This window comes from Rhodanobacter sp. UC4448_H15 (assembly GCF_052978265.1).
In genome coordinates, this window is record NZ_CM129665.1 from 1,224,448 (window position 1) to 1,250,133 (window position 25,686).

Sequence of the window (25,686 nt, forward strand, 5' to 3'; positions counted from 1 at the left end):
CGCTCAGGCCGGCAGCAGCGGGCTGTTGGCGGCCAGCCAGGTGCTGGCCGGCTGCGGCGAGGCGAACAGGAAACCCTGGCCGTAGCGGCAGCCGACCCGCAGCAGCGCCTGGCGCTGCGACTCCTGCTCGATGCCCTCGGCGATCACCTTCATGTGCAGCGAATCGGCCAGCACCTGGATGGCGCGCACCAGGGCCAGGCCCTGGGTGTCGCTGTCGTCCGGCGGCAGCTCGACGATGAAGGAGCGGTCGATCTTCAGGCTCTCGAACGGGTACTGGTGGAGATAGCTCAGCGAGGAATAGCCGGTGCCGAAATCGTCCAGCGCGATGCCCACGCCGTGGTTGCGCAGGTTTTTCAGGATGCGCTTCACCTGGGTGGGGTTTTCCAGCAGCGCATGCTCGGTGACTTCGATGCGGATGCAATGGCTGGGCACGGCGTACTGGTCGAACAGCGCGAGCAGGCGCTGGTCGAGGTCGACCGAACGGAAGTGCCGCCCGGACACGTTGATGCTGATGAAACCCTCGGTGCCGATCAGGCGCACCGCCTGGATGCACACCTGCTCGAAGATCTGCCAGTCGATCGCCTCGGCGCAGCCGCATTCCTCGGCGATCAGCAGGAAGTCGTGCGGCGGCAGCAGGCCGCGCTGCGGATGGTGCCAGCGCAGCAGCGCCTCGTAGCCGACGATGCGGCCGTCGGAGAGCTCGACGATCGGCTGGTAGTACGGCTCGAACTCGTTGCGGCCCAGCGCGTGGCGCAGGTCGCTCTCCATGTCCAGCAGGGACAGTGCCTCGCGGCGCAGGCGGTCGTCGAACATCGCCGCGCGATGGCGGCCACCGTCCTTGGCGTTGTACATCGCCGCGTCGGCGTCGCGCAGCAGTTCCTCCGGCTGGCGATAGTGCGGGGCGGCAAGCGCGATGCCGATCGAGGCGGAGGTGAAGATCTCCTTGGTGCCCAGCCGGAACGGCGTCTGCAGCTCGTGGATGATGCGTTCGGCGATCAGCGAGGCCTTGTCGGTCTCGGTAATGCCCTCCAGCAGCACGGCAAACTCGTCCCCGCCCAGCCGCGCGACCACGTCGCGGGTCTTCAGGCAGGCGCGGATGCGGCCGCCGACCTGGAACAGCAGGTCGTCGCCGATCAGATGGCCGACCGAGTCGTTGATGACCTTGAAGCGGTCCAGGTCGATGAACAGCACCGCGAACCGCTCGTCACGGTTGGCCGCGTAGCGCTGCATCGCCTGTTCCAGCCGCTGCAGCAGCAAGGTGCGATTGGGCAGGCCGGTAAGCGAGTCGTGCAGGGTCTCGTACTTCAGCCGGCGCTCGACCCGCTCGCGTTCGGCGATCTGTTCGCGCAGGTCGCGGTTGGCCAGCGCCAGCGCGCGGGTGCGCTCGGTGACGCGGCGCTCGAGCCCGGCGTTGGCCTGCTTGAGCGAATGGGCCGCCTGCTTGCGCTGCAGCGCGTTGGCCACGTGGTAGCTGACGAAGGTCAGCAGCTCCTGGTCGCGCTCGCTGTAGTTGTGCGCCGGCGAATAGCTCTGCAGGGTAAGCACGCCCTTGGCCTTGCCGCCCCAGATCAGCGGCACGCCCAGCCAGCACACCGATGGCGCGCCGAAGTGGGCGATCTCGCCTGCGGCGTGCAGCTTGTCGATCAGCTCGGGGGTGGCCAGCAGCGGGCGGGCGGTGCGCAATACGTACTCGGTGGCGCCGCGGCCGTGCACGCGCGCCGGGCGCACGCGATCGACCTCGTCGACCGAATAGGGGAACGTCAGCTGGTCGGTCTCCTCGTCCAGCAGCGCGATGTAGAAGTTGCGCGCGTACAGCAGGCCGCTGATGACCTGGTGCACGGCGGCGTAGAACTTGTCCAGGCTTTCCGAGGTGCTGGCCAGTTCGGCGATGCGAAACAGTGCCGCCTGCAGGCGCTCGCCGCGCTGGCGCTGCAGCACCTGCTGGCGCAGCACGCGATTGGCCTCGCGCAGTGCCGCGGTGCGGTCGGTGACGCGGCGGCCCAGCTCCAGGTGCGCCTCGCGCCGTTCCAGTGCGGTCTGCACGTGTTGCGCCACGTAGTTGAGCAGCTCCATGTCGTGCCGCGAGTAATGCGTGTCCGAGCGGTAGCTCTGCACCACGATGCCGCCCGCCACGTGCCCGTCGCGCAGCATGGGCACGCCCAGCCAGTCCTCGCAGCGCGCGCCGAACAGGCGGAAACGATCGCCGATCTGCTGTACCAGGTCGTCGAGCGAACCCATCATCGGACGCCCTTGGCGCAGCAGGTTCCAGGTCAGGCTGTATTCCATCTCCTGCAGCGGCATCGGCTGGTTGAGCACGGGAAGGTCGGTGTCGACGATGTCCACGCAGTAGGTGAAGCGGATCTGGTCGGTGGCCGGGTCGTACAGCACGATGTAGAAGTTTTCCGCGTACATCAGGCTGCTGACGATCGCGTGCAGCGAGCGCATCATCTGCGGCATGTCGTGCTCGGCGCTGGCCTGGTCGGCGATCGCGTACAGCGCGCGCTGCAGGCGTTCGGCCAGCGCCAGGCGGGAGATCGCCTCGTACAGGCGGCTGGTCTCGGCCAGCTGGCGCAGGCGGATGTCCGCCAGGCGGCCCAGCCATAGCAGCGAGTCGCGCGCAGCGGGAGACGGCGGGGTCTCGTCCCATGTCATCGACAAGGTGCGCGTGGCCTGCGGGTCTTCGGCCAGGTCCAGCCATTTCTCGTCGGGGGCGCCATCCTCGTCCCGGGCGCGCCAGTGCAGGCGGCCGCGGATGCCGAGCTGGTCCAGCATCAGCTCGCAGATTTCCATCACCCCGGTGGCGTCGACTGCCTCGAACAGGCGTTCCACGGCGCCGTTCAGGGTCGCGACATCCCGGGCCGCGTGCGGCGGCTGGGAGGGTCGGATCGTCGGGCTGGCGCTCATGGCTGGTGGTCGATTCCGGAACGATTTGACGCGTCGACGTCAAAAGGCCTTTATACAGGGTGGGCCGCCGCTCCTGCCAGCGGGATCATAGCGGGAACCTGGCCCGGTCGAACGGGTCAAAGCTTGACACAGCAACCCATGCAACTGTGCGCTGGGGCGGGTTTTGGGCTGTTAGCAAAACGTAAAATGCGCTACCATCCCGATCGCACGACATCATCAACGCGAGCCGTGTTCGGATGATGGTTCCATCAGTCCTGGAGTTTCGTTCAAAAGCCATGCGTCGCCTGCCTGCCATGCTGTCGATTTTCCTGCTGCCGCTTGCGGCCGCCGGGCAATCCGTGGGCGGCGATGCGGCGCAGGCCGCGCAGTTGCTGGCGCAGCCGCAGAACGGGGCGCAGTTGACGAATGCCGACCCGGCCAGTTCCGGCGTGAACGTCCCGTTGTGGCGTGACAGCCATGGCCGCATGCTGATGCTCAAGGCCGATCGCGGCACCACGAACGACTCCGCCACGTCCCTGTATTCGCCGCTGTTGCTGCAGCCGCTCGATGCCGGCAACGCGATAGCCGCCGGCCTGCAGTACGGCGTCGGCCCGTTGCAGGCGCATGCGCAGGTCAGCCAGCGCTCGTGGCTCAACCACGGCACGCGGGTGTTCGGCAGCGAAGTGGGTGCCACCTACGACGCCGGCGATTACAGCGTCGGCGTGAGCGTGGGCGCCACCAGCACGCCCCACCGCAATGCGCCGCTGCCGCGCGTGTTGCCGGGTGCGGCGCCGGGCGGCCTGTACAGTTTCGACAGCAGCAACCAGCTCAATGCACGGGGCCGGCTGGCCCTGGGCAAGCAGACCGGCATCGACCTCGGCGCCAGCGTGGGCCGTGTGCATCTGCTGCCGGGCAACCTGCTGGGTGTCAACGTGCTCGACCAGAAGGCGCTGAGTTTCGGCGTCGACCACGGCCCGTTGAGCGGCATGCTCACCGGTCGCACCATGCAGCCCGAAGCCGGCGTGCCCGGTAGCCTGTACGGCGATCGGCGCTGGAACAGCATCGACCTGGGCGTGACCTGGCGCCTGCCGTGGCGCGGCTCGTTGAGCGTCGGCGCGCAGAACCTGTGGTCGTCCGGCACGCCGGCGAACACGCCGGTCGGCCCGGAGCCGGACCAGTCGCGCACGCCTTACGTGCAATATCACCAGGATCTCTGAGGCAGGAGTGAGCGGAGAGGAGTGAGAAACGAGAGAAATGCGCGCAAGCTGCAGCTCTTCATCTCACTCCTCACTCCTATCCGCTCACTCCTGCTTCTTGACGCGCAGGTCGCCGCTGAAGGTCTCGAGGTGGATCTTGCCGTCGCCGGCGCCGATGCTCGTGTCGAGCGAACTGCCGGGGCCGCGCTCGGCTTCGACCGGCTTGCCGAAGTCGCTGCGCAGGTCGCCGCTGAAACTGCTGGCGTGCAGTTTGGCCGAGGTGTCGGCCGGCAGGCGCAACTGCACATCGCCGCTCATGCTGTCGATGTCGATGCTGCCGCCGGCGGCCAGCTTGCCGGACAGCTGCACGTCGCCGGAGACGGTGCTCAGGGTGATCGTCTGCCACGGCCCGCCGCCGGCCTGGATGTGGCCGGAGATGGTTTCCAGCTTGGCCGTGCGGCCCAGGGCCGGGGCCAGGATCTCGCCGCTCACGGTTTGCAGTGCGGCCTTGTCGGCCTGTCCGGAAAGCTCGATGCCGCCGCTGACACTGTCGACGTCCAGCGCAGGCGTGTTCGCGTGGATGCGGGCGTTGCCGCTGATCGTGTTGACCTTGATGTCGCCGCCGGCAAGGCCGTCGATCACCAGCGGCGCGCTGATCACCTTGACGTCCAGCGATGCGCCGCGCGGCACGTGCAGTTCCAGCGTGGTGGGCGCCATGCGGCTGTCGCCGCCGAAGTTGAACCAGCCCGAGCCCGAACCGCCGCGCGGCTCGACCTTGATCGACAGCCGGTCGTTGTCGCCGGTGATCTGCAGCGGCTTGGCGCCGTCGCCGAGTTCGCCGCCGACCTGGACTTCGTTGCGATCCCAGGCGGTGACATTCACCGAGCCGGCGATATTGCTGATGCTGATCCGCGTATTGGCGCTGGCGGCGTGCTGCAGTTGGATCGGCGTGCCGGCCAGTGCATCGCCGATGCACAGGCACAACAGCAGGGGCAGGCAGTGGGCGGTTTTCATGGGTTCTCCTCGGATGGTCATCAGCCGGCGCGGTCGGCCAGCTGGCGCAATTGCGCCTGTTGTCGTTCGGTGTGGCGCAGGAGCCGTTGCAGTGCCGCGGAATCCGGTGCCTGTTCGATCGCCAGCTGCAGTTCGAGGCGGGCGGCGTCCAGTTCGATGGCGGCGCCGGCCAGGCGCGGATCGGCGGGCTTCCAGCTGGCCTGGCGGGTCGTGCCGGCCGATTCGGCAGGTGCGGTGGGTGTGAACCACTGATGCCAAGCCATACCCACGACCAGCAGCAGCGATGCCGCCACGGCAGCGCCCGCCAGCATGCGCCGCCATGTCGCCCGGGCGGGCGGATCGGCGACGGCCTGGTCCAGCGCCGCGTCGATCGCCGGCCACAGGTCGCGGCGCGGCACATGCGGTTGCTGCAGCTCGCGCATCTGGCGGCGCCATTCGAATTCGTTCATGCGTTTTCTCCCAGCGTCTTGCGCAGCAGCTGGCGTGCGCGATGCAGTTGAGCCTTCGAGGTGCCCACCGCCATGCCCAGTTCGTCGCCGATGTCCTCGTGCCGCCAGCCTTCGATGTCGTGCAGTACCAGTACGGCGCGGGCGCGCGGCGGCAGCCTGCCGATGGCTTGTTCCAGTTCGTGTCGCTCGGCCGCGCAGAACGGCGTCTCGCCACTGTCGGGCAGGTGCTCGTCGTCCACTACGCGCACCGGATCGGCGCCGCGCGCGCGGATGTCCATCAGCGCCACGTTGACCGCCAGGCGATACAGCCAGGTGCCGAAGGAGCTTTCGTGGCGGAAGCCGGGCAATTTCTGCCAGGCGCGGATGAAGGCGTCCTGGGTGAGATCCTCCGCCCGCGCGTGGTCGTAGCCGGCCAGCCGGTGCAGCGCGCCGTAGACGCGGCCGACGTGCAGCGCGTACAGGCGCTGGAAGGCGCGACGGTCGCCCGCGGCTGCGGCGCGCACGTCGTCGCCGTCATGCGCGGCGCTGGAGACAGGCGGCATCAGGCTTCCGGAGGCAGGGCAGGCGGCGATCATCTTGCCAGCTTGGATGCCGCGGGGTGCGAAAGGGTTTGAAGCGGACGGGCCGCGCGGGCCCGTCCTTCGGGAGCGGCGAGGAAAACCACGAGCGTTGTTTTCCCGGTCGCGAGTCCGGTACGTGCCCGGACTCGCGCGTGCATCAGGACACGGCGGCCCGCCGCGCCGGCTTGGCGGTATCGGTCTGCAGCGCCTGCGTCACGCGTTGCTGCTCGCGGCGCAACCGCTCCGGCAGGCGCGGCGCGAAGGTTTGCAGGTAGGTGTCGATGGCTTCCAGCTCCGCCTGCCATCCGGCTACGTCGACCGCGAGCAATTCGTCCAGTCGCGCAGGCTCCAGCGCCAGTCCTTCCAGCTTCAGTTCGCCGGCCGCCGGCACGATGCCGATCGGGGTCTCGACGCCTTGGACATGGCCTTCGGCGCGGTCGATCATCCACTCCAGCACGCGCAGGTTCTCGCCGAAGCCCGGCCACAGGAACTTGCCGTCGGCGCCCTTGCGGAACCAGTTGACGTGGAACACCTTCGGCAGCTTCGCGCCGGGCTGGTCGAACGACAGCCAGTGCGCGAAGTAGTCGCCGTAGTGATAGCCGCAGAACGGCTTCATCGCCATCGAGTCGCGACGCAGCACGCCGACCGCTCCGGTGGCGGCGGCGGTGGTTTCCGAGCCCATCGCGGCGCCCATCAGCACGCCGTGGCTCCAGTCGCGCGCCTCCATCACCAGCGGCAGCAGCGAGGGGCGGCGGCCGCCGAACACGATCGCGCTGATCGGCACGCCTTGCGGCGCCTCGGCCTGCTCCGACCAGGTCGGGCACTGCTTCGCGCTGACCGTGAAGCGCGAGTTCGGGTGCGCGGCCGGGCCGTTGGCCGGGTCGTACGGACGTCCCTGCCAGTCGGTGACCGGGGTGCCGGGCAGGCCTTCCCACCACGGCTGGTTGTCGGCGGTGACGGCGACATTGGTGAAGATGGTGTCGTGCGAGATGCTCTGCATGGCATTGTGGTTGGTGGCGTCGCTGGTGCCCGGCGCCACGCCGAAGAAGCCGGCTTCCGGGTTGATCGCGTACAGCCGCCCGTCCGCGCCGGGGTGCATCCAGCAGATGTCGTCGCCCACCGTCCACACCTTCCAGCCGTCTCGCCGGTAGCCTTCCGGCGGAATCAGCATCGACAGGTTGGTCTTGCCGCAGGCGGAGGGGAACGCGGCGGCGACGTAGTGCGTCTCGCCGCGCGGGTTCTCGATGCCGACGATCAGCATGTGTTCGGCCAGCCAGCCTTCCGTGCGCGCCTGGTTGCTGGCGATGCGCAGCGCGTGGCACTTCTTGCCCAGCAGCGCGTTGCCGCCGTAGCCGGAGCCGTAGGACTTGATCGAGAGTTCGGCGGGGAAGTGCATGATCCAGCGACGCTCGGGATCGAGCTCACCGACCGAATGCAGCCCCTTCACGAACGTACCTTCGCGCTCGATCCGCGCCTGCGCGGCGGCGCCCATGCGGGTCATGATCTTCATGTTGGCGACCACGTACGGGCTGTCGGTGATCTCCACCCCGCAACGCGACAGCGGCGAGTCGATCGGGCCCATGCAATACGGGATCACGTACATCGTGCGGCCTTCCATGCAGCCGTCGAACAGCGCGTCGATCTTGGCGTGCGCCTCGGCCGGGTCCATCCAGTGGTTGTTCGGGCCGGCGTCCTCGCGCTTGGGGTGGCAGACCAGGGTCAGCTGCTCGACGCGGGCCACGTCCTTCGGATCGGAGCGGTGCAGGTAGCACCCCGGATGGGTGGTCTGGTTCAGTTCGATCAGGGTGCCGTCGGCCAGCATCTGCTGCACCAGCGACTGATATTCGTCCTGCGACCCGTCACACCAGTGAATCCGCGCCGGGCGGGTCAGTGCCGCCACCTGGTCGACCCATTGGGTAAGCGCTTCCAGCTTGCTGGTCATCATGTCCCTCGAAAGGCTTGTTGAAAAACGGAAGCGGCACGGTAGTTTGCGTGCACTGGTATTGCAAGGATGGGCGCAGCAACGGCAGCGCCGGAGGGCGCCGCGTGGCCGTTTGCGCAGGGCTACACCGGGGTGAGCGTGGCGATCATGTGTTCGACGTAGGCGTCGAACTCCTCGTGACTCAGGCGCGGCAGGCCCAGGGTGAAGTTCAGTTGCAGGAAGCCGACGTAGGCGGCATAGGTCAGCCGCGCGCGGTTCAGTGCCTGCGCCGGCGGCAGGCCGGCCTCGCGATACACGGTGGTGAGGAACTCCATGCGTCGCTGCGAGACGCGGGCCATCACCGGCACCACCTGCGGATGGTCCAGTGCCTTGAGCAGCGCGGCATAGACGCGATGCGGCTGCAATTCGTGCGCGACCCGGCGGAACAGCTCGGGCAGGCGCTGGCGCGGGTCGGCGATCTGCTCGATCTGGCCGATGATCTCGCGTTCGCCGTACTGTTCCCAGCGTTCCATGGCCGCATTGAGCAGCGCTTCGCGGGTACGGAAATGCCAGTAGAAGCTGCCCTTGGTCACCCCGAGCTGGCGCGCGAGGGCTTCCACTGCCAAAGCTCCGACGCCCTGGTCGGCGATCATCTGCAGGGCGGCCAGTTCCCAATCTTCGGCCGACAGGCGCGTGCGTTCCGGCTTGCTGCTGACATTCATGTCCGTATGGTAGCGACAGCCCGGGCATTTGTAATGGGGCGGCGTCCATCGGCGTGCGCCGCGGCCCGGCGAGCGGTTGACGGCCATCGCACAGGCAATCCATACTCTCCCGTATGGTCAATCCGATCCCGATGCCCCATACCGTCGAACGCGTCGCTGCAGGCGACCTGCGCCTGGCGGTGGAAACCTGGAACCCGCAGGGGACGCCGGGCCTGCTGTTCGCGCACGGCTTCGGCCAGACCCGCGGGGCGTGGAACGCCGCCGCCGCGGCGCTCGCCCGGACGGGTTGCCGCTGCGTCACGTTCGACGCCCGCGGTCATGGCGAGAGCGATCGCGTGGACGCCGCGACCGGCTATCACATGGACCAGTTCGCCGACGACCTGTTGCGCCTGGCCGCCGCGCAGCCGCAGCCACCGATCCTGGTGGGCGCCTCGATGGGTGGCCTGCTCGGCATCGTGCTGGCCGGCGAACGGCGACCCTCACCGTTCCGTGCGCTGGTGCTGGTCGACATCACGCCGCGCTGGGAAACCGCAGGCGTGCAACGCATCCTGGCCTTCATGCAGGCACACCCGGACGGCTTCGCCAACTATGCCGACGCGGCCGAGCAGGTAGCCGCCTACCTGCCGCAGCGGCGCGAACGCAAGAGCGCCGAGCAATTGCGGCCGCTGCTGCGCGAGGGTGCCGACGGCCGGCTGCGCTGGCATTGGGACCCGGCGTTGCTGGCCGGCGACCTGGTGCAGGAGAGCGAGCGCTACCAGCCGCGCCTGCTGGCCGCGGCGGCGAACATCGACGTGCCGGTGCTGCTGCTGTCCGGCGGCCGCAGCGACGTCGTCTCGCGCGGCACCGTGGACGAGTTCCTGCAACTGGTGCCGCAGGCGCGCCATGTCGAGCTGGCGCACGCCACGCACATGGTGGCCGGCGACGCCAATGACGCCTTTGCCAATGAAGTGATCCACTACGTGCACCACCTTGAAATCCCCGTGACGCCGCGTACCGCCGGCGCCGCCCCCTGACCCTGAGAGGTGTCGAGATGTCCGTGTTGCTTACCTTGCTGGCGGCGTTGATTGCCTCCGGCGTCTGCGCCTATCACCGCACCAGCCTGCGTACCTGGGCCATCGTCACCGTCGTCGCCACTCTCGTGGTGGGTCTGCTGGTGCGCGCGCCGGCCACGATGGTGATCCTGCTCCTCATCGAGCTGGCGATCGCGCTGCCGCTGCTGATGGTGGACTTCCGCCGCAAGCAGATCAGCGCGCCGCTGCTGAAAATGTTCGCGAAAGTCACGCCGAAGCTTTCCGAAACGGAACAGACCGCGCTGGAAGCCGGCACCGTGGGTTTCGAGGGCGAGCTGTTCTCCGGCAAGCCGGACTGGCATGAACTGCTGAAGCAGCCCAGGCCCGAGCTCTCCGTGGAGGAGCAGGCCTTCATGGACGGCCCGGTGGAACAGCTGTGCGCGATGATCGACGACTGGCAGATCACGCACGAACTGGCCGACCTGCCGCCGAACGTGTGGGAGTTCATCAAGAAGAACAAGTTCTTCGGCATGATCATCCCCAAGCAGTACGGCGGCCTGCAGTTCTCCGCGCTGGCGCACTCGGCGGTGCTGCAGAAGCTGTCCACGATGTCGGCCACGGTGTCTTCGACCGTGGCGGTGCCGAACTCGCTGGGCCCGGCCGAGCTGCTGCTGCACTACGGCACCGACGAGCAGAAAAACCACTACCTGCCGCGCCTCGCCGTCGGCGAGGAAATCCCCTGTTTCGCGCTGACCGGGCCGTATGCGGGCTCTGATGCCACCTCGATTCCCGACGTGGGCATCGTCTGCAAGCAGATGGTCGACGGCGTGGAAACGCTGGGACTCAAGCTCACCTTCGACAAGCGCTACATCACGCTGGCGCCGATCGCCACGGTGGTCGGCCTCGCCTTCCGCATGTACGACCCCGAGCACCTGCTGGGTGAAGAAGAGGATCTGGGCATCAGCCTGGCGCTGCTGCCGCGCTCGACGCCGGGGCTGCAAATCGGCCGCCGCCATTTCCCGCTGAACATTCCGTTCCAGAACGGCCCGGTGCACGGCAAGGATGTGTTCGCGCCGCTGTCGGTGCTGATCGGCGGACCGAAGATGGCCGGCCACGGCTGGCGCATGCTGGTCGAGGTGCTGTCGGTGGGCCGCGCGATCTCGCTGCCGTCCAACGCCACCGGTGGCATGCGCGCCTCGGCGCTGGCCACCGGCACCTACGCGCGCATGCGCAAGCAGTTCGGCCTGGCGGTGGCGCGCTTCGAGGGTGTCGAGGAGGCGCTGGCGCGCATCGGCGGCCTGGCTTACGCCACCGCCGCGCTGTCGCGCGCCACGGCGGCGGCGGTCGATCGCGGCGAGAAGCCGGCGGTCACCTCGGCGATTGCCAAGTACCACGCCACCGAGTGGGCGCGCCAGGTGGCGGCCGACACGATGGACGTGCACGGCGGCAAGGCGGTGCAGCTCGGGCCGAAGAACTACGCCGGCCGCGGCTGGTCGGCGGTGCCGATCGCGATCACGGTGGAAGGCGCCAACATCATGACGCGCAGCCTGATGATCTTCGGCCAGGGCGCGATCCGCTGCCATCCGTACGTGCTGAAGGAAATGCAGGCGCTGTCGATCGCCGACCGCGGCGAGCAGCTGAAGACGTTCGACCGGTTGCTGTTCGGCCACCTCGGCTTCGGCATCTCCAACGCGGTGCGCAGCTTCGCGATGGGCCTCTCCGGCGCGCGCATCGGCGAGGCCGCCGGCGATGCCTACACCCGCCGCTACTATCGCAAGCTCGATCGCTACTCCGCCGCGCTGGCGCTGTGCGCCGACGTGTTCATGGGCGTGCTCGGCGGCAAGCTGAAGTTCAAGGAGAAACTGTCGGCCCGCCTGGGCGACGTGCTGAGCTACCTGTACATCGCCAGCGCCATGCTCAAGCAGTACGAGGACAACGGCCGGCCGGAAGCCGACCGCCCGTTCCTGGCCTGGGGTTTCCACGAGTGCATGTGGCTGATCCAGAATGCGCTGGACGGCGCGATCCGCAATTTCCCGGTGCGCCCGGTGGCGTGGCTGCTGCGCGTCCTGGTGTTCCCACTGGGCCGCCGCGAGGTGCCGCCGTCCGATCGTCTCGGCCGCCGCGTCGCCGCGCTGCTCACCGCGCCGAACGAGGCGCTCGACCGCCTCACCGACTGGGTCTACACCACGCCCACGCCGAACAACACGATCGGCCGCATGAAGGCGCTGCTGCCGGACGTGATCGCCGCCGAGCCGGTCGACCGCAAGTTCGGCAAGGCGCTCAAGTCCGGTCAGTTCAGCTCGCACGACTATCTTGACCAGCTCGTCGAAGCACAGCAGGCCGGGGTGATTTCCGAAGCGGAGGCGGAGCTGCTCAGGCGCGTGCGCGAGGGCGTGTTCGAGTTCATCTCGGTCGACGATTTCGATACCGACGAGATGCGTGCGTTCAGGACGCGCGCCGACACGTCGGCGGGCGCGAAGCAGGGCGGCTAGGCCATGCGCGGCGAGGTCATCGTCTACCTGTGCGGCGTGCACAGCCTGGCATTCGCGCTGTTCCACCTGGCGTTCTGGAAACTGTTCGGCTGGCCCGGCGCACTGCAGCAGGCCGGCGTGGGCACACGAGCCGTCACGCAGATCCTCAACCTGCGCCTGATCTACGTGTTCCTCGGCGTGGCGACCCTGTGTTTCGCGATGCCGCGGGATCTGCTGGGCACGCCGCTGGGCCACGCGCTGCTGGGAGGCATGTCGCTGTTCTGGGTCGGGCGGCTGGTGGAGCAGTTCGTGTTCCTGCGCCACAACATCCTGCTGGTGCATGCGTTGACGGCCTCGTTCGTGCTCGGCGCCGTGCTGTTCGCACTGCCGCTGGTTCCGGGGCTGGCCGCATGAGCACGGCATTGGCGCTGTGGCGCAAACTGTCCCGCCGGCCTGGCGGCAAGTGGCTGTTCGGACGCCTGATCTGCCTCAAGGCGCCGTACTTCGCCACCATCGCCCCGCGTTTCGTGGCGTTGGAACCTGGTCGCTGCGAGATACGCATCGCCGATCGCCGTCGCGTGCACAACCATATCGGCACGGTGCATGCGATCGCGCTGTGCAGCCTGGCCGAACTCGGCGCCGGCGTGATGGCCGAGGCGACCGTGCCGGCGGACATGCGCTGGATTCCCAAGGGCATGAGCGTCGAGTACCTGAAGAAGGCGACAGGCACGATGCACGGCGTCGCCACGCCCGAGCTGGCCATGCCCGTCGCCGATGGCAGTCACGAATGGCCGGTCAGGGTGGAGGTGGTGGATGATGCGGGCGAGACGGTCTTCCGTGCGCGCGTGCTGATGTGGGTATCGCCGCGCAAGCGCGATTGAACGGCCACCCGCGCGCCGTCAGTCCGCCAGCACGCAACGGTTCTTGCCGCCGCGCTTGGCCGTGTACATGGCGTGGTCGGCGGCCTGCATCAATCGTTCCGCGGCATCGGTGTCGGCTTCGGGGGCGGCGCCGGCGCGGTAGGCCGCGATGCCGATGCTGGCGCCGACGCGCACCTCGATCGGGTGGCCGTTGAGGCGCAGCGTGTAGGGTTCGCCCAGCGCGCAACAAAGCTCCTCGCACAGTTGCAGCGCGGGCCGGCTGTCCTCGATGTCCTCCAGTACCAGCGCGAACTCGTCGCCGCCCAGCCGGGCCACGGTGTCGTTGCTGCGCAGGCGGTTCGACAGTCGCGCGGCGATCTCCTGCAGCAGGGCGTCGCCGGCGGCGTGGCCGTGGCCGTCGTTGACGCCCTTGAAGCCGTCGATGTCGACACAGGCCAGCGCGAACTGGCGGTGGTGGCGGTTGGCGCGCTGGATCGCGCCGTGCAGGCGGTCGCGGAACAGGATGCGGTTGGGCAGGCCGGTGAGCGGATTGTGGCTGGCCTGGTGGCGCACCGTCTCCTCGATCAGCTGCCGCTCGGCGATTTCGCGGTCGAGCTGGCGATTGCGCTCGGCCAGTTCGGCCAGCGCCTGCTTCAGCTTCGTGCGCGACGCATGCAGCTCCAGGAACACGCGCACCTTCGACTGCAGGATCACGTCGCTGATCGGCTTGGCGATGTAATCCACCGCGCCGGAGCGGTAGCCCTTGAGCCGGTTCATGTCGTCGACGTAGGCGGCGGTGACGAAGATGATCGGGGTTTCGCGCAGGTGCTCGGCTTCGCCGAGCAGGCTGGCCACCTCGAAGCCGTCCATGCCGGGCATGTTGACGTCGAGCAGGATCAGCGCGAATTCGTGATCCAGGCACAGCGCCAGCGCCTCGTTGCCGCTGCGTGCCTCGAACAGCTCGGCGCCGCTGTGGGCGAGCAGGCGGCGCATGGCGACCAGGTTGGCGACGGTGTCGTCGACGACCAGGATCTTCGGCAGCATCGTGCTCCCCCGACGGATGGTCATGCGCCTACCTTACCCCTTGCGCCTGGCCACCGGTGTGAAGACGGTCGAATCCGGCGCCTGCGTTTCCCCGGGCTGCCAGTCGCCGCGGGCTCGCGAGGGGCGCTGCTTCAGCGCCGCAGCCACGCCAGCAGAGTCGTCGCCAGCAGGTCGAGGTCGATCGGCTTGGACAGGTAATCGCTGGCGCCCATCACCAGGCATTTCTCGCGGTCGCCCTGCATCGCCTTGGCCGTCAGCGCGATGATCGGCAAGGCGCCGTGGTGCGGCTGGGCGCGGAGCGCGCGGATCATTTCGTAGCCGTCCATGTCCGGCATCATGATGTCGATCAGCAGCAGTTCCGGCGCGGAATCCTCGGCCAGCATGCGCAGCGCCTTGGCGCCATCCTGCGCCAGGCTCACCTGCATGCCCCAGCCGCGCAGCACCTTGGACAGCGCGAACAGGTTGCGCATGTCGTCGTCCACCAGCAGCACGCGGTGGCCGGTGAGTTCGTTGCCGTGCGCCGGCGCGCGACTGCCCGCGGCGCGAGGCGCGGGTGCCGGTGGCCGCGACGCGGCCGCATCGTCCGTCGCGGCGGCCGGCGCGAGTGCCGGCGGTTGTTCCGGCAGCAACAGGGTGAAGCGGCTGCCGCGGCCCGGCTCGCTGCGCACGAGCAGGTCGCCGCCCAGCATCCGCGCCATCCGCCGCGAAATGGCCAGGCCCAGGCCGGTGCCGCCGAACTGCCGGCTGGTGCCGGCGTCCACCTGCTCGAAGGCGTTGAAGATGCGCTCGAGCTTGTCGGCGGGAATGCCGATGCCGCTGTCCTCGACGCTCAGTGCGAGCAGCGGTTGGCCGCGCAGCGGTTCGGGAATCCCGATCGCCTCGTCGGGACGACCGATGCGCAGCGTCACCGCGCCCGCGGCGGTGAACTTGAAGGCGTTGCCGAGCAGGTTGTTGGCGATCTGTTCGAGCCGCGCGCCATCGGTGCGCAGGATGACCGGCAGGTCCGGCGCGATCTCCAGCGCGAATCCCAGCGACTTCTGCGCGGCGACGTGGCCGAAGGTGCGCCGCAGCCGCTGCGCCAGCTCGGCCAGCGGCAACTCGTCGATCACCAGCTCCATCTTGCCGGCCTCGATCTTGGACAGGTCGAGGATGTCGTTGATTAGATGCAGCAGGCTGTTGCCGGCGTCGTGGATGACCCGCGCCGACTCGACCTGTTCCGCGTCCAGGTTGCCGCCGGCGTTGTCGGCCAGGTCGCGCGACAGGATCAGCAGGCTGTTCAGCGGCGTGCGCAGCTCGTGCGACATGTTGGCGAGGAACTCGGACTTGTACTGGCTGGCCCGCGCCAGCTCGGCGGCCTTGTCGGCGGTTTCCTGCTGCAGATCCTCCAGCACGTATTTCTGCCGGTTCAGGCTGGCGGTCGTCGCGCGCAGTTCCTCGTTGGACGCCTGCAGCGCGCCGGCCTGCAGGCGCAGTTCCTCCTTCGAAGCGATCAGCCGCCGGGATTGTTCCTCCAGTTCCACCGTCTTCGCCTGCAGCGCGTCGTTGTTGATGCGCAGCACCTCCTTCTGCTGGCGCATCACCAGCTCCGACACGCGCAGGTCGTCGGCCTGCTCCTGCGTGCGCAGCAGCAGGTCCTCCACGTTGATCGTGCGATTGAGGTTCTCCAGGCTCAGCGCCACCAGCGGCAGCAGCTCCTCCAGCATCTGTCGCGCCAGCGGCGTCAGCGGACCGGAGCTGGCCAGCTCCAGCACACCGATCAGGGTGTCGCGATAAAGCACCGGCAGGATCGCCAGGTGAGTGGAAGGCGCCTCGCCGTCGCCGGCGCCGAGGTACAGCTCGGCGGCCGTCACGTCGTCGCGCACGATCGCCTGGCGCTCGCTCGCGCATTGCCCGACCAGGCCCTCGCCAGGCAGGTATTGCTCGGCCACGCGGTGGTTCGGGCGCAACCCGCAGCTGCCGATCAGATCGAGCCGGCGGCGCGCGTCGTCGTACGAATAGAACAGGCCCACGTCGGCCTTGCACAGCGGCAGCAGGGCGCGGGTCAGCCACTGCGCGAACTCCTTGTGCGTGGTGGCCTGCAGCAGCAGGTGGGAGATCGCCGACACCTGCTCCTTGATCCAGCTCTGCGCCTGGGTGTCCATCGACATCTGCCTGAACACCTGCAGCGCGCGGGTGATCTCGCCGATCTCGTCGCGGCGATCGAGCCGGTGGATCTCGAAATCGTGGTCGTGGTTCGCCAGCCGGGTCAGCTGGCTGGTGAGGCTGCGTAGCGGGCGGGTGATCAGGCGCAGGGTCAGCACGATCACCGCCAGGCCGAGCACGATGGCGAGCAACGCCGCCACGACATTGACCGTGCGGGTGACCGCGATGGACTTGTCCAGGCGCCGGCTGCGGGTGGACAGCAGGCGTTCCTCGTCCAGCGTCATCTGCGCGATGACGCTCTTGACCTCCCGCATGCCGATGCTGCGCTGCTGCAGGTAGTCGGACTGGGCACGCAGCCGCGGCAGCGCCGCCTGCGCGGGATCGTTCGTCGGCGAGCCGGCCGGGGCGTCGAGGACCTTGCTGCGGAACTCGCGTTGCCACAGCGCCGTCATGGCTTCCACCTGGTCGATGCGCGACAGCTGCAGGCGGTTGTCCGGCACCAGCTCGCGCAGCCGGGCGAGGGCGGCCCGCAGTTCGCGGGTGGCGCTGTCGAACGCTTCGCGCTGCGCGGTGTCGCGGGTCAGCAGATAGCCGCGCGCGCCGACCTGGCCGGCCTGCACCGACTGCAGCACGTGATCGAGCTGCAGCAGCACCTTGTAGGTGTGGATCGCCCAGCCGCGCTCGACCTCCTGCTGCCGCAGCGAGCGCAGGCTGATCGCTGCGGACAGCAGGAACAAGCCCAGCAGCAGCCCGATGGCCAGCATGATCTTGTGTTGCAGCGGCCGGTCGGCCAGCCAGGTGTGCGGCGAGCGGGTCATGGGCATGCGTGAATCATCGCAGTTCGCCGCGGCGTCTGCCGCATGTCCGGAGTGAGCGCTGGCGCGCGGCGGTCACCGGCTCAGCGTCGACGCCAGATCGGCGGCACGATCGAGCCGTGCCGCCGCGCCACGTACAGCAGTCCGATCGCGCACGCCAGGCACAGGCCCAGTGCCACCACCGAGGCCTCGGCGCCGAACACGCCGCCGCTCAGCCAGTCCGGGCCGCTGCGGGTGGACACCAGCCAGCCTTCCGCCCGCGACCCCGACACCGGGATGCCGTAGATGGTGCCCTGGGCGAAGTTCCATGCCGCGTGCACGCCCATGCACACCGGCAGCGAGCGGGTCACGTGGTAAAGCAGGCCGAACAGCAGGCCCGCCTCGATGGCGATCGCCGCCGAGCTCCACAGCGTGGCGCCGGGGTTGGCGATATGCACCGCGCCGAACAGCAGGGCCGACACGGCCAGCGCCCACCATGTGCCCAGGCCTTCCTCGACGATGCGGAACAGCACGCCGCGGAACACGATCTCCTCGCCGATGCCGGCGCCCAGGCCCACCACCAGCAGCGCGCCCAGCCAGGGTGCATCCGCGCGGATGGCCTCCACGCGGTAGCTGCCGGCGAGCCACAAGGCCGCCACCACGGCGCTGAACAGGACCAGCCCGATCAGCACGCCAAGCAGGCCTTGCGGCAGCAGCGTGCGCGGCGCCAGCTCGATCAGCGGCCGGCGTTCGATCTGCTTCACCAGGATCAGGTACGCCGCCAGCGGCACCAGCGCGCGCGCGGCGAACTGCGCGAGGTCGCGCAGCACCGGCGTGTCCTTGCCCAGGCCCAGCGCGAAGAAGACGAACTGCACCGCAATCATGAAGCCCACCAGCCAGGCCACGAAGATCGCGATCCGCGCCGGCGGGGAAAACAGCAGCCAGCGCTGCCATCGTGGTGCCGCGACCGGTGTGGAAAACGCCAGTGTCTGTTGCTGCATGCAGCCTCCCCTCGTGCGAGCGCCCACGGTAGCGGCGCGCCGGCGTGCTGGCCAGTGGGCTGCTCAGGCTTCCACGGAGGCGGCGTGCTCGCGCGTGGCGGCGAAGCGCACCTGCGGCCAGCGCTCCTGCGCGAGCTGCAGGTTGACCTGGGTCGGCGCGATGTAGACCAACTCGCCTGCGCCGTCGATGGCCAGGTGCATCGCGTTCTTCTCGCGGAACTCTTCCATCTTCTTCTCGTCGTCGCAGTGCACCCAGCGCGCGGTGCTCACGCCGACCGGCTCGAAGCTGGCGTCGACGTTGTACTCGTCCTTCAGCCGGTAGGCGACGACTTCGAACTGCAGCACGCCGACCGCGCCGAGGATCAGGTCGTTCGACATCAGCGGACGGAAGAACTGGGTGGCGCCTTCCTCGGAGAGCTGCGCCAGGCCCTTGTGCAGCGCCTTCATCTTCAGCGGGTCGCGCAGCCGCGCGCGGCGGAACAGCTCCGGCGCGAAGTTCGGGATGCCGGTGAAGGTGACCAGCTCGCCCTCGGTGAAGGTGTCGCCGATGGTGATGGTGCCGTGGTTGTGCAGGCCGATCACGTCGCCCGGGTAGGCCGTCTCGACGATCTCGCGGTCGCTGGCCATGAAGGTCATCGCGTTGGCGATGCGCACCTCCTTGTTGGTGCGGGTCTGGATCATCTTCATGCCGGCCGTATAGGTGCCCGAGCACACGCGCATGAAGGCCACGCGGTCGCGGTGCGCCGGGTCCATGTTGGCCTGGATCTTGAACACGAAGCCGGAGAGCTTCTCCTCCTCCGGCTCGATCTCGCGCGAGGTGGTGGCGCGCGGTCGCGGCGACGGCGCATGCTCGACGAAGAAATCCAGCAGCAGCTGCACGCCGAAGTTGTTCACCGCCGAGCCGAAGAACACCGGCGTCTGCCGGCCGGCGAGGTACTCGTCGAGGTCGAACGAGGGCGCGGCGCCCTGCACCAGCTCCAGTTCCTCGCGCAGCTCGCGCATCGCCTCGGCACCGATCTTCTCTTCCAGCCCAGGCGCATCCAGGCCCCTGAAGATGGTCGAATCCTGCCGCGTGAAATTCTTGCCCTGCTCGAAGATGTGCACCTCGTCCAGCGCCAGGTGGTACACGCCCTTCAGCCGCTTGCCCATGCCGATCGGCCAGGTCAGCGGCGCGCAGGCGATGCCCAGCACCGACTCCACCTCGTCCAGCAGTTCGATCGGCGAGCGGCCTTCGCGGTCGAGCTTGTTGATGAAGGTCATGATCGGCGTGTCGCGCAGCCGGCACACTTCCATCAGCTTGATCGTGCGCTCCTCCACGCCCTTGGCGCAGTCGATCACCATCAGCGCCGAATCCACCGCGGTCAGCACGCGGTAGGTGTCCTCGGAGAAATCCGCGTGTCCCGGCGTATCGAGCAGGTTGACGATCTTGCCGTCGTACGGGAACTGCATCACCGACGAGGTCACCGAAATCCCGCGCTCCTTCTCCAGCGCCATCCAGTCCGAGGTGGCGCTGCGCGACGTCTTGCGACTCTTCACCGAGCCGGCCATCTGGATCGCGCCACCGAACAGCAGAAGTTTCTCGGTCAGCGTGGTCTTGCCCGCGTCAGGATGGCTGACGATGGCGAAGGTGCGGCGGCGGCGGGTTTCTTGGAGATGCGAGAGCATGGAGGCGGGTCGGCTGGAGCGCGAACCGGTAATTGTAGCGTGGATCGGGGGTGCGGCTCGGCTCCTTTGCAGCGGCAACCAGCCCGCGGCTCCATTGTAGGAGCCCGCTCGCGGGCGATGCTGTTGCCTTTTGGTCTGATGATGCAAAGCGAAGAGCTTTCGTGCGCCTGCGGCGCCCGAGTTACTTTCTCTTTGCGTGGCCAAAGAGAAAGTAACCAAAGAGAAAGGCCACCCCGCTTGGCGCTTGCCGCCCATCCATGGGCGGCAAGTCCGTGAGTCGGGGCCGGGCTTTTCGAGCGGGCTCCTGCCCGCGCGAAAAGGCGAGGCCGTCCATGGCCTCGCCCGCTACGCGGCCTGTCGACCCCGCCTCACCGCCGCACAGGGGCCCCGGGTAGAGCGGCGCGCCACCGCTGCGCGTTGGCGGAAGAGCCGAGCGGCAGAGCCCATGCTTTGAGCACCATTCGCCAGTGTGCGAGTGTTTCAGCTCGGTCAAAAGCAGCTGCTCAAAAGACACTGGCCCGAGTTTTTAGTCGAGATCCCGCTTAAATTACTAACTATCAGCTGACGCGCCGCGGTACTGGTGAAATAAGACCATCCAGAAGCAGAGCGCCGGAGCCAATCACCGTCTGCTTCTGCGTACTTTTGTCTGTAATAAGCAACTCCGGTTGCGCAAGCGGCAGAAGAGCTTGGATCACGTCAACGACCGGAAATTCGCGGCGAGTCACTAGTTCTCGACAAACCTGTCGGTGTGAAGGGATGGGTAGCGCCACATCCTTGGGCATCTGAGCATCTGCATGAACGAACTGCTGGACTATCCCCCACGCGCTGAAAAATACCTCCATAAATGACTGGTCGTAAGGGAGCGGGCAGACAATTAGATTTCGCTTTTCATCTTTTCTGATGCGATCTGATCCGCCTTGGCTCGCCGGGACAATGCCGACGCGCAAGCCGTTTGCAGCCTCTAACTGTGCTTGATTGATCTTGACGGTGGTTCCTACGTATCTATCACCGTCACTTGTGCCTAAAAAAGGTCTGCCTTCCAGAGTCCGTTGATACTCGTTGGGAGCGATAAACGAGTCGTTGGGCGGCGAAATGCGGCAGCAAGAGTGTTCAGATAACCCTTCAACTTCGGTGGCTGTGAGCGTTTGCCAGTGAGAAGACGTGAGTCATCAGTCAATAGTTCTTCGGCTGTAGCAATGAGCTGGCTAGCCCCCTTCTTCTCGGCCCCGAAAAGTATTGACTGGTAAGCAGTGCCGGGAACACGACATTGCTTCAAGGCGTCTTCGACACGCTGCAGGACGTCCGCATCTCTCCTCATTACGGCGTCGTGGACCGCGTATTCAAAGCAGATTCCGCAGTCTCCGTCACCGGCGCGATATAGTCGGGGAAGCAATTTCAGCTTAACGTCGTTGAGGCCGCCGACTTCTTCAGTCACATCTTCTTTAAGGCTATGGAGTAAGCCTTCTAAAATCGGGCGCACGACGGCGATTAGTGCAGAAACCTCGTTGGCAACTGCATTGCGTTGGGTTTCTGATCGAACAGTAATTGTGGACAATACCTTCTCCCTTATTGGTAGCTAACCTAGCTGTAGAAAAGTCGATCAGTAATCGTCCTGCTTAGGCTCTGAAAACAAGGTCGGCCAAACAAAGAGGTCAAGTTCATTTAAATCGTCGACCTCACGCGGCCTGAATCACGAACTCGCTGGCCGTGGCTACAGGCTGCACGTTGCGCAGCGTACGGCGCATCTCGACCAGGCCGTAGCGTTCCATCGTCTTGAGCGTTCGCGAAAGATTGCTGGGTGCGCGGCCGGTGAGTTCCGCGAGCTGGCTCAGTGACGCGGGCTTCTGTTCCCGGATGACACGCAGCAACGCGCGGTTGTCGTCGGACAACACTTCGGCCAGCGAGCGCATGGAGGTGAACCAGACCTTCGGCTCGCCGGGGCGTGGCCGATGATCGCCGCGTGCAACGGCCAGTGCGCGGGCGCGGATGGCTTGCTGGGAGGCGATGCCGATGACCAGCTTTTTCATGACTTCATTTCCTCAAGTACGCGGTCGACTTCGTTGAAGAAATCCTCTGGCAGTTGCTGTGAGAAACCCGGGTCAGAAACCCGGGTCAGGGTGAATTTTCGAGTGTTCGCTACGGTCGGGAGCCGACATTACGCCAGCTCTGCTATCTACCTCATTTCGCCAGCTGCGTCAGCACCCGATGCCAGAACTCCAGCCCCGCCTCGACCTCCGAAGCCGGCAGCCTTTCGTTGAGTCCATGCGCAAACGTGTCGTCGGGCTTGGTGAAGGCGGCATCGATGCCGTAGCTGGGGACGCCGGCGTTGCGGAAGTGCTTGCTGTCGGTGGCGCCGGCGGACATGCTCGGCACCACGTCCACGCCCGGGAAACGCTGGTGCACGGCGGCGGTGACGGCGGCGATCACGTCCGGGCGCAACGGCGAGGCGGAGTTGGCCACCGGCGTGGACGACTGCCGGGTCACGCTGGCGGACTTGTCGTCGATCACCTTGACCAGGGTGTCGCGCATGCTGTCGACCGAGGTGCCTGGGAAGATGCGGCAGTTGATGTTGACGCTGGCGCGCTGCGGCAGCGCGTTGAGCGCGTGGCCGCCGTTGAGCATGGTTGCCACGCAGGTGGTGCGGATCTGGCCGACGTAGGCGGGGTCGGCGGAGATGGTGGCCGCCGCGGCGGCATCGTCGGGATGGGCGGCGAAGCGGGTCATCGCCGCGCCCAATGGGCCGGGGATGTGGGCGCCGAGGGCACGCAGCGAGGCGAGCGTGATCTCGTTGCTTTCCGTCGGAAACTGGTGGGCGGCGACGCGGTCGATGATGCGCGCCAGCCGGTAGATCGCGTTGTCCGCGCCGGGTTCGCTGGAGTGCCCGCCGGGCGAGGTCAGGGCGATCTGGAAGTCCGCATAAGTCTTCTCGGCGGCCTGGATCTGGTACAGCAAGGGCTTGCCGGTCTCGGCGTCGAGGGTGCCGCCGCCGGCGTCGGCGTTGAGCAGGAATTCGGCGTCGTGATAGCGCCTGGCCAGTTCGCGGGTCGAGGCCATCGCGGTCTCTTCGTCGCCGGACAGCAGCAGGATCAGGTCGTGGCGCGGCTGGAAGCCTTCGCGCTTGAGCCGGATCAGCGTCTCGACCAGCACCACCACCGCGGTCTTCATGTCGGCGGTGCCGCGGCCGTAGAGGTAGCCGTTTTCCTCGATCAGGGTGAACGGGTCGCGGGTCCAGTCCTTGCGGTTCGCCGCCACCACGTCCATGTGCCCGGACAGCAGGATCGGCTTGCCTTCGCCGGTGCCGCGGTAGCGTGCGACCAGCGCGGCGGTTTCGCCCACCGGGATGATCTCGACGTCGCCGGCGGGGAAACCGGCGGCCTTGAGCTTGTCCGCCAGATACGCGGCCAGCACCGGCACCTGGTGCTGCCCTTCGACGGTGTGGATGCCGATGGCGTGTTTCAGCATGGCCATGGTTTCGGGCTGTGCCTCGGCGGCGCTGCCGGCATGGGCCATGCCGATGCCGGCGCAGAAAACCAGCGTGGCCGCGGCGGGTCCGAGTGCTCGTGGTCCCTTCATGCGAGATCCCCTGTCGACGTCATGAACGAAGCACCGAGTATGCGCGGCGGCCCGCGCGCGTGCATCTGCCGCCTGGGTGCCCGCGCCATCGTGCTAAGCTTGCCGCCGCGCGGCTGGTGCCATCGGCGGCGCATTACCCCTTGGGGAGTAGCCTGCCTCGCTGCGGCGAGGCGTCTTCGTCAACATGCTCGGCGTCCATCCGCCGTGGCGAAGACACCGATCCTGGTTGGCGAGACCAACGGCTCACGGCGCAACGAAGGTCGGGCGCGTCGTGGTGCCGTTGCGCCTGGCCCGACCGAATGGCTGCTCATGAACCCCGTCTCCATCCTGTTGCTTGGCTTTGCCATGTCCACCGATGCGTTTGCCGCGGCGATCGGCAAGGGCGCGGCGATGGCGCGCCCGCGGCTGTCCCAGGCGCTGCGTGCCGGCGCGATCTTCGGCGTGATCGAGGCGATCACACCGGTCGTCGGCTGGCTGCTGGGCAAGGGCGCTTCGCGCTACATCGAGGCCTGGGACCACTGGGCCGCGTTTGGCCTGCTGCTGGCACTGGGCCTGCACATGATCTGGAACGGGCTCAAGCCCGAGCCGGACGAGCCGGTCGATGAAGCGAAGCGGCACGGTTTCGTCGGGCTGGCCATCACCGGCCTGTCCACCAGCATCGACGCGCTGGCGGTGGGCGTGGGGCTGGCCTTCGTCGATACGCCGATCGCGGTGGTCGCGGTGGTGATCGGCCTGTGCACCTTCAGCATGGTCACGCTGGGCATCATGCTTGGTCGCGCGCTGGGCGAGGTGGTGGGCAAGCGCGCGGAGATGATCGGCGGTTTCATCCTGATCGGGGTGGGCGTGGTGATTTTGTACGAGCACCTGGCCGGGTGAGGCGACGCCCACCCCGCTGGCACGGTCGCGCCGAGCGGCTTACTTCGCCAGCTTCGTCAGCAGGCTGTGCCAGAAATCCAGCGCGGCCGGGACCTCGGAGGCCAGCAGTTTTTCGTTGAGGCCGTGGGCGAAGCTGTCGCCGGGTTTGCCGAAGTTGGGCGAGACGCCGTAGCTGGGCACGCCGGCGTTGCGGAAGTGCAGGCTGTCGGAGGCGCCGGCGGACATGCCGGGCACCACGTCCAGCCCCGGGAAGCGCTCGTGCACGGTGGCGGTGACGGCGGCCACGATGTCCTCGCGCAGCGGCGAAGCCGGGCTTTGCACGGGCGGCGGTTGTTGCACGGTGATCTTCACGCTGGGGTCGGCCACCACCTGGTGGAGCGTGGCCTCGACGGCGGCGACGCTGGTGCCGGGGAAGATGCGGCAGTTGATGTTGGCGCTGGCGCGTTGCGGCAAGGCGTTGAGTGCGTGGCCGCCGTCGAGCATGGTCGCCACGCAGGTGGTGCGCAGCTGGCCGACGTAGGCGGGGTCGGCCGAGATGACCGCCGCGGCCCGGGCGTCGTCGGGGTGGGCGCTGAACTGCAGCATGGCCTGCGCCAGCGGGCCGTGGCTGTGTTCGCCCACCGCCTTCAGCGAGGCCAGGGTGATCTCGTTGTGCTGCACCGGGAAGGCGTAGCCGGCGACGCGATCGAGCGCCTGGGCCAGCCGGTAGATCGCGTTGTCGGGCGTCGGTTCGCTGGAATGGCCGCCGGGCGAGGTGACGGTGAGCAGGAAGTCCGCATAGGTCTTCTCGGCGGCCTGGATTTCATAGTCCACCGGCTTCAGCTGGTCGTCGAAGGTGCCGCCGCCGGCATCCGCGTTGAGCAGGAACTCGGCGTCGTGGTAGCGCCTGGCCAGCTCGCGGGTGGAAGCCATCGCGGTCTCCTCGTCGCCGGAGAACACCAGGATCATCTCGTGGCCGGGCACGAAGCCCTCGCGCTTGAAGCGCATCATCGTGGCGACCAGGGTGACGAGGTTGGTCTTCATGTCGGAGGTGCCGCGGCCGTACAGGTAGCCGTTCTCCTCGATCAGCGTGAACGGGTCGCGGCTCCAGTCCTTCGGGTTGGCCGCCACCACGTCCATGTGCGCCGAGAGCAGGATCGGCTTGCCCTTGCCGCTGCCGCGGTAGTGCGCGACCAGCGCGGCGGTCTCGCCGACCGGGATGACCTCGATGTCCGACTTGGCGAAGCCGGCCGATTCCAGCTTGCCGGCGAGATAGCGCGCGAATGCCGGCACCTGGCCCTTGCCTTCCACCGTCTGCGCGGCGATGGCATGGCGCAGCATGGCCATGGTTTCGGGCATCAGCTGTGCGGTGGTTTCGGCGCCTGCGCTGGAAGGTTGCACAAGCGCCAACGCGAGGCCAACACAGGGCAACAAGTGGCGCATCGACATGGCGGCATTCCAGGCAGTGGCGTTGAACGCCGAGTATATCCGCCAGTGCACGCCCATCAGCCAGTGGCGGCAAGGAT

At 67.6% G+C, this 25,686-nt stretch carries 21 protein-coding genes and 1 riboswitch; of the genes, 6 read left to right on the forward strand and 15 right to left on the reverse strand.

Annotation, left to right across the window (positions count from 1 at the left end; all coding sequences use genetic code 11):
* Positions 1–3: 3 nt before the first annotated feature.
* The gene (locus tag ACVCMI_RS05415; protein ID WP_447097144.1) at positions 4–2,904 is read right to left on the reverse strand and encodes a bifunctional diguanylate cyclase/phosphodiesterase; all 2,901 of its coding nucleotides are present in this window, start codon (positions 2,902–2,904) and stop codon (positions 4–6) included.
* A gap of 275 nt (positions 2,905–3,179) precedes the next feature.
* Between ACVCMI_RS05415 and ACVCMI_RS05420 the strand changes: the two genes are divergently transcribed.
* Positions 3,180–4,100, forward strand: a complete 921-nt coding sequence (locus tag ACVCMI_RS05420) for a hypothetical protein (RefSeq protein WP_447097143.1) — start codon at positions 3,180–3,182, stop codon at positions 4,098–4,100.
* Positions 4,101–4,184: 84 nt separating this feature from the next.
* Here ACVCMI_RS05420 and ACVCMI_RS05425 read toward each other — a convergent pair whose 3' ends face one another.
* From ACVCMI_RS05425 to ACVCMI_RS05445, 5 genes are all read right to left on the reverse strand, one after another.
* A complete protein-coding gene (locus ACVCMI_RS05425; protein WP_447097142.1) occupies positions 4,185–5,093 on the reverse strand; it encodes a DUF4097 family beta strand repeat-containing protein in 909 nt (302 codons plus the stop codon).
* A gap of 20 nt (positions 5,094–5,113) precedes the next feature.
* On the reverse strand, positions 5,114–5,542 hold the full coding sequence (locus ACVCMI_RS05430) for a hypothetical protein (protein ID WP_395116575.1): 429 nt from the start codon (positions 5,540–5,542) through the stop codon (positions 5,114–5,116).
* Positions 5,539–6,084 (reverse strand): RNA polymerase sigma factor, encoded by a 546-nt coding sequence (locus ACVCMI_RS05435; protein WP_395116577.1) that lies wholly within the window; start codon positions 6,082–6,084, stop codon positions 5,539–5,541. The genes ACVCMI_RS05430 and ACVCMI_RS05435 overlap by 4 nt, the downstream gene beginning before the upstream one ends.
* Positions 6,085–6,259: 175 nt before the next feature.
* A complete protein-coding gene (locus tag ACVCMI_RS05440; protein ID WP_447099485.1) occupies positions 6,260–8,044 on the reverse strand; it encodes a phosphoenolpyruvate carboxykinase (GTP) in 1,785 nt (594 codons plus the stop codon).
* A gap of 122 nt (positions 8,045–8,166) precedes the next feature.
* The gene (locus ACVCMI_RS05445) at positions 8,167–8,745 is read right to left on the reverse strand and encodes a TetR/AcrR family transcriptional regulator (protein ID WP_395116579.1); all 579 of its coding nucleotides are present in this window, start codon (positions 8,743–8,745) and stop codon (positions 8,167–8,169) included.
* Between the two features lie 113 nt (positions 8,746–8,858).
* Between ACVCMI_RS05445 and ACVCMI_RS05450 the strand changes: the two genes are divergently transcribed.
* Genes ACVCMI_RS05450 through ACVCMI_RS05465 form a run of 4 tightly spaced genes read left to right on the forward strand, consistent with a single transcriptional unit; the run spans position 8,859 to position 13,107 of the window.
* Positions 8,859–9,758: an alpha/beta fold hydrolase gene (locus tag ACVCMI_RS05450; protein ID WP_447097141.1), complete on the forward strand. Its 900-nt coding sequence runs from the start codon at positions 8,859–8,861 to the stop codon at positions 9,756–9,758.
* 17 nt (positions 9,759–9,775) lie between these two features.
* Entirely contained in the window at positions 9,776–12,247 is a 2,472-nt protein-coding gene (locus ACVCMI_RS05455) for an acyl-CoA dehydrogenase (RefSeq protein WP_447097140.1), read from the forward strand.
* Positions 12,248–12,250: 3 nt separating this feature from the next.
* Positions 12,251–12,640: a hypothetical protein gene (locus ACVCMI_RS05460; protein WP_447097139.1), complete on the forward strand. Its 390-nt coding sequence runs from the start codon at positions 12,251–12,253 to the stop codon at positions 12,638–12,640.
* Complete coding sequence (locus ACVCMI_RS05465; RefSeq protein ID WP_447097138.1) at positions 12,637–13,107, forward strand: hotdog fold domain-containing protein; 471 nt, start codon at positions 12,637–12,639, stop codon at positions 13,105–13,107. Before ACVCMI_RS05460 ends, ACVCMI_RS05465 begins: the two co-directional genes overlap by 4 nt.
* Positions 13,108–13,125: 18 nt before the next feature.
* Here ACVCMI_RS05465 and ACVCMI_RS05470 read toward each other — a convergent pair whose 3' ends face one another.
* The 8 genes from ACVCMI_RS05470 to ACVCMI_RS05505 all read right to left on the reverse strand — a co-directional run bounded on the left by ACVCMI_RS05470 (position 13,126) and on the right by ACVCMI_RS05505 (position 23,305).
* The gene (locus ACVCMI_RS05470; protein ID WP_447099484.1) at positions 13,126–14,130 is read right to left on the reverse strand and encodes a diguanylate cyclase domain-containing protein; all 1,005 of its coding nucleotides are present in this window, start codon (positions 14,128–14,130) and stop codon (positions 13,126–13,128) included.
* A gap of 131 nt (positions 14,131–14,261) precedes the next feature.
* On the reverse strand, positions 14,262–17,096 hold the full coding sequence (locus ACVCMI_RS05475) for a response regulator (RefSeq protein WP_447097137.1): 2,835 nt from the start codon (positions 17,094–17,096) through the stop codon (positions 14,262–14,264).
* A gap of 74 nt (positions 17,097–17,170) precedes the next feature.
* Positions 17,171–18,067, reverse strand: coding sequence for a CPBP family intramembrane glutamic endopeptidase (locus ACVCMI_RS05480; RefSeq protein WP_447097136.1), 897 nt, complete (start codon positions 18,065–18,067; stop codon positions 17,171–17,173).
* A 63-nt stretch (positions 18,068–18,130) separates the two neighbouring features.
* A complete protein-coding gene (locus ACVCMI_RS05485; protein WP_447097135.1) occupies positions 18,131–19,732 on the reverse strand; it encodes a peptide chain release factor 3 in 1,602 nt (533 codons plus the stop codon).
* Positions 19,733–20,289: 557 nt separating this feature from the next.
* The gene (locus ACVCMI_RS05490) at positions 20,290–20,679 is read right to left on the reverse strand and encodes a hypothetical protein (protein ID WP_447097134.1); all 390 of its coding nucleotides are present in this window, start codon (positions 20,677–20,679) and stop codon (positions 20,290–20,292) included.
* A 74-nt stretch (positions 20,680–20,753) separates the two neighbouring features.
* Complete coding sequence (locus ACVCMI_RS05495; protein WP_447097133.1) at positions 20,754–21,287, reverse strand: hypothetical protein; 534 nt, start codon at positions 21,285–21,287, stop codon at positions 20,754–20,756.
* Positions 21,288–21,408: 121 nt separating this feature from the next.
* Positions 21,409–21,759 (reverse strand): HVO_A0114 family putative DNA-binding protein, encoded by a 351-nt coding sequence (locus tag ACVCMI_RS05500; protein WP_447097132.1) that lies wholly within the window; start codon positions 21,757–21,759, stop codon positions 21,409–21,411.
* Between the two features lie 151 nt (positions 21,760–21,910).
* Complete coding sequence (locus ACVCMI_RS05505) at positions 21,911–23,305, reverse strand: M20/M25/M40 family metallo-hydrolase (protein ID WP_447097131.1); 1,395 nt, start codon at positions 23,303–23,305, stop codon at positions 21,911–21,913.
* Between the two features lie 136 nt (positions 23,306–23,441).
* Positions 23,442–23,581, forward strand: a riboswitch (yybP-ykoY riboswitch).
* Positions 23,582–23,614: 33 nt separating this feature from the next.
* Here ACVCMI_RS05505 and ACVCMI_RS05510 point away from each other — a divergent pair.
* Complete coding sequence (locus ACVCMI_RS05510) at positions 23,615–24,181, forward strand: manganese efflux pump MntP (RefSeq protein WP_395116598.1); 567 nt, start codon at positions 23,615–23,617, stop codon at positions 24,179–24,181.
* A 39-nt stretch (positions 24,182–24,220) separates the two neighbouring features.
* Here the strand turns inward: ACVCMI_RS05510 and ACVCMI_RS05515 are convergent, their stop codons facing one another.
* Complete coding sequence (locus tag ACVCMI_RS05515) at positions 24,221–25,666, reverse strand: M20/M25/M40 family metallo-hydrolase (RefSeq protein WP_447110621.1); 1,446 nt, start codon at positions 25,664–25,666, stop codon at positions 24,221–24,223.
* Between the last annotated feature and the right edge of the window lie 20 nt (positions 25,667–25,686).